This is a genomic window from Rhodoblastus sp., assembly GCF_041915505.1.
Lineage (GTDB): Bacteria > Pseudomonadota > Alphaproteobacteria > Rhizobiales > Beijerinckiaceae > Rhodoblastus.
In genome coordinates this window covers 1-3,859 of record NZ_JAYSBG010000331.1, presented here as the reverse complement: position 1 = coordinate 3,859, position 3,859 = coordinate 1, and the positions used below count along the sequence as shown (strand labels likewise).

The window sequence follows — 3,859 nt, the reverse complement described above, 5'->3', positions numbered from 1 at the left end:
GCGACGGCGGGCGCGGCGGCGATGTCGTGGCCGAATGCGTCTCCGGGCTGAACACGCTGATCGACTACCGCTATCAGCAGCATTTCAAGGCCAAGACCGGCATGCATGGCATGGGCAAGAACCGCGCTGGCGGGCGCGGCGCCGATTCCGTGCTGAAAGTGCCGGAAGGCACGCAGATCTTCGAGGAGGACGGCGAGACGCTGATCGCCGACCTCACGGAAGTCGGCCAGAGGGTGGTGATCTGCAAGGGCGGCAACGGCGGCTTCGGCAATCTGCATTTCACCAGCTCGACCAATCGCGCGCCGCGCCGCGCCAATCCGGGCCAGGAGGGCGAGGAGCGCACCATCATGCTGCGCCTCAAGCTGATCGCCGACGCCGGTCTCGTCGGCCTGCCCAATGCCGGCAAATCGACCTTTCTCGCGACGGTTTCGGCCGCGCGGCCCAAGATCGCCGACTATCCCTTCACCACGCTCCATCCCAATCTCGGCGTGGTCCATGTCGACGGCAAGGAATTCGTGCTGGCCGACATTCCCGGCCTGATCGAGGGCGCGCATGAGGGGCATGGCCTTGGCGACCGCTTTCTCGGCCATGTCGAACGCACCGGCGTGATCCTGCATCTGATCGACGCCACCGACGAACATGCCGGCAAGGCCTATAAGATCGTGCGCGGCGAACTCGCCGCCTATGGCCATGGGCTGGAGGACAAGCCGGAGATCGTCGCTCTGTCCAAGGTGGATTCGGTCGATCCCGACACGCTCAAACAACAGGTCGAGCGGCTCAAACGCGCCATACGCAGCGCGGGCCCGACTTTGGCGGAGGGCGAGAAGCCGCCCGCGCCGTTCAAAATGTCGTCGATCGCGGGCGAGGGCGTGACAGAGGTGCTGCGCGCCTTGTGGCGGATCATCGAGTCCCGCCGGCGGCAGGAGGCGGCCCTCACGCCGCAACCCGAATGGCGGCCGTGATGCGGCCAAAGGCGCCGCGCTTTTTCGCCGGGCCTCTCCCTCTCCCCGCAGGCGGGGAGAGGGGACAAGGCGCGTCGCCCGGCGCGGCTCGTTGAAATTGTAGAAAGAACGATGGAACTTCCCAAACTCGACCAATTCAAGCGCGTTGTCGTCAAGGTCGGCTCTTCCTTGCTGGTCGATCGCGCGCGCGGCGTGGTCAAGCGCGAATGGCTGCACGGCCTTGCTGACGATCTCGCGGCGCTGCACCGGCGCGGCGCCGATGTGCTGGTGGTCTCCTCCGGCGCGGTGGCGCTCGGCCGCTCGGTGCTCGGCCTGCCGCCCGGCGCGCTCAAGCTGGAGGATTCGCAGGCCTCCGCCGCGGTCGGCCAGATCGCTCTGGCGCGCATCTGGGCCGAGGCTTTGGCCGAGCGCAAGATCGTGGCGGGGCAGATTCTCGTCACCTTCGGCGATACGGAAGAGCGCCGACGCTATCTCAACGCTCGCGAGACGATCGCGCGGCTGATGGCCATGCGCGCCGTGCCCGTCATCAACGAAAACGATACGGTGGCGACCAGCGAAATCCGCTATGGCGACAATGACCGCCTCGCCGCGCGCGTCGCCACAATGGCTTCGGCTGATCTGCTGATCCTGCTGTCCGACGTCGCCGGCCTTTATGAAGCGCCGCCCGCGCAGAACCCCAATGCGCGGCTGATCCCGGTCGTGCCGCATATTTCCGCCGAGATCGAGGCCATGGCGGGCGGCGCCGCCTCGGAACTGTCGCGCGGCGGCATGCAGACCAAGATTGAGGCCGGCAAGATCGCCACCGCCGGCGGCGCCCATATGGTGATCGCCGACGGCCAGCAGCCCAATCCGGTCGGCCGCATCGCGCGGGGCGAGCCCTGCACCTGGTTCCTGACGCCCTCGTCGCCGGTCACGGCGCGCAAGAAATGGATCGCCGGTTCGCTCGCGCCGCAGGGCGTGGTGACGATTGACGACGGCGCCGCGCGGGCCATCATCGGCGGCGCCAGCCTGCTGCCGGCGGGCGTCAGGGCCGTGGAGGGCGATTTTCAGCGCGGCGATTGCGTGTTGATCCGCAATCTTCAGGGCGGCGAGATCGGCCGTGGCTTGGTCGGCCACGATTCCGCGCGGGCGGCGCGGATCATCGGCCGGACCTCGCGCGAGATCGCGGCGATCCTCGGAATCGAGGGCCGGGTGGAAATGATCCATCGCGACGATATGGCATTGGCCGGCGAGGCTTTGGCCTGACGCGTCACTGGGCGTCGTCATTCATCGATTTTCAAAAAAACGATTTTCGCCTTAGCTTCGACGACAAGGTTTTGAAGGAACGGCCGCCGCGACACGAGCGATATTTCATCGTGCGGCGGGCGCGCCGCCGAGCGCAGCGCGCGGACTTCCGTTGGGAGTTTTCATGACCACGACAGGCACAGCGCCCCGTTATGCGCCTTTGCGGCCCCGCCTCGCCGCGCTGGGCTTTCGGGCGATGCTCCCCGCGGCGGAGCGATATTTCCGCTCCCGCAACTTCCATCGGCCGGACAGCGCCTTTGCCGCCGAACGCGCGCGCGAACTCGCCGCGCGGCTGGAGCGGGGCGAGACGGCTTATCTGGTCGGCGTCAATATTGGCGGCTTTCACAACACCGGCGTCGCTTTGGTGGAGGTGACGCCTTCGGGTGGACCGCACATCATCTGCAATAATGAGGAAGAGCGCTTTTCCGGCGAGAAACATTCCAACCTTTATCCGCGCCATTCTCTCGCCGCGCTGGCGGAGCAGATGGCGGAGCGGGGCATTTCCCCGGACAGGGTCGTCGCCTGGCTCGCGACCTATGATCTCGCCTTGTTTTTCGCCTCAGGCTTCCGGTCGATGCTGGAGGAATTCCCCGCGAGCCTCGATCTCGCCCTGCGCGATCATCCGCCGAGCTATGACGGCCGGCAATTGCGGGCCGGGCTGCGCGCCCCGCAGGAGTTGGCGGCTCTGTTCGGCCTGGACCGGCCGGCGCCGATCATCGGCATGAGGCATCACGACAATCACGCCGTCTTTTCCTATCAGGTTTCGCCCTTCGCCGCCGAGCCTTCGCCGACCATGGTGGTGGTCATCGACGGTTCGGGCGATTTCGGCTCGATCTCGCTCTATCTCGGCGAGAATGGACGCGTGCGGCCGATCCGGTCCAACGCCAGCCTGTTCGATTCGCTCGGCATGTTCTACGCCGTCATCAGCTCGAGCCAGGGCGGCTGGACCGCGCTGAGCAGCGAGGGGCGCTATATGGGCGCGACCGCCTATGGCGACATGAACCGCGCGACCAATCCTTACTATCAAAGACTGCGCGCGATTTTCGACTTTCGGCCCGGCGGCGATCTGCGCCTCAACCGGTCGCTGGCGAACTGGCCGCGCAGCATGCTGTACAAGCCTTATACGCCGGAGCTGATCGACATTCTGGGCGCGCCCATCGCGCCGGAGCAGATGTGGAACCCGGATTCCGTGCTGCGGGTCGAAGACATTCGTCATCGGCCGAACACGCAGGAGCGGCTGGATAAGGCGGCGGCGACGCAATTGGTGTTCGAGGACGGGTTGTTTCACGTCATCGACGCTTTGATCCGCGAAACCGGCGCGGAACAACTGGTCCTCACCGGCGGCGCGGCGCTCAATGCGGTGGCCAATATGCGGCTGCTGGAACGGTTCGACGAGGCCTATTACCGCCGCGCCCTTGGCCGGACGGCGCGGCTGCGCCTCTGGGTTCCGCCGGTTCCGGGCGATTCCGGCGTCACCATCGGCGCGGCCTATGCCTTCGCCGCCGAAGCCGGCGTGGGCCTTGGCCCGAGGCTGGAGCACGCCTTCTATTGTGGGCGCGCCGCGCGCCTCGCGGAACTCCAGGCCGCGTTCGACGGCGCCCCCGATGTCGCCA

3 protein-coding genes are annotated in these 3,859 nt (G+C 66.8%); all 3 read left to right on the top strand.

The genetic code is table 11. From position 1 onward, the window contains the following. On the top strand, window positions 1–962 hold a 962-nt coding region (gene obgE / locus ACE3S9_RS16315), incomplete at its 5' end, for a GTPase ObgE (RefSeq protein ID WP_374547534.1). A gap of 111 nt (window positions 963–1,073) precedes the next feature. Continuing rightward, complete coding sequence (proB, locus tag ACE3S9_RS16310; protein ID WP_374547533.1) at window positions 1,074–2,207, top strand: glutamate 5-kinase; 1,134 nt, start codon at window positions 1,074–1,076, stop codon at window positions 2,205–2,207. A 163-nt stretch (window positions 2,208–2,370) separates the two neighbouring features. After that, window positions 2,371–3,859, top strand: a 1,489-nt coding sequence (locus ACE3S9_RS16305) for a carbamoyltransferase N-terminal domain-containing protein (protein ID WP_374547532.1), incomplete at its 3' end; no start/stop codon positions are given.

Excerpts from the sequence above, each read along its gene's own strand:
- proB (WP_374547533.1), top strand. The coding sequence starts at position 1,074 with ATGGAACTTCCCAAACTCGACCAATTCAAGCGCGTTGTCGTCAAGGTC.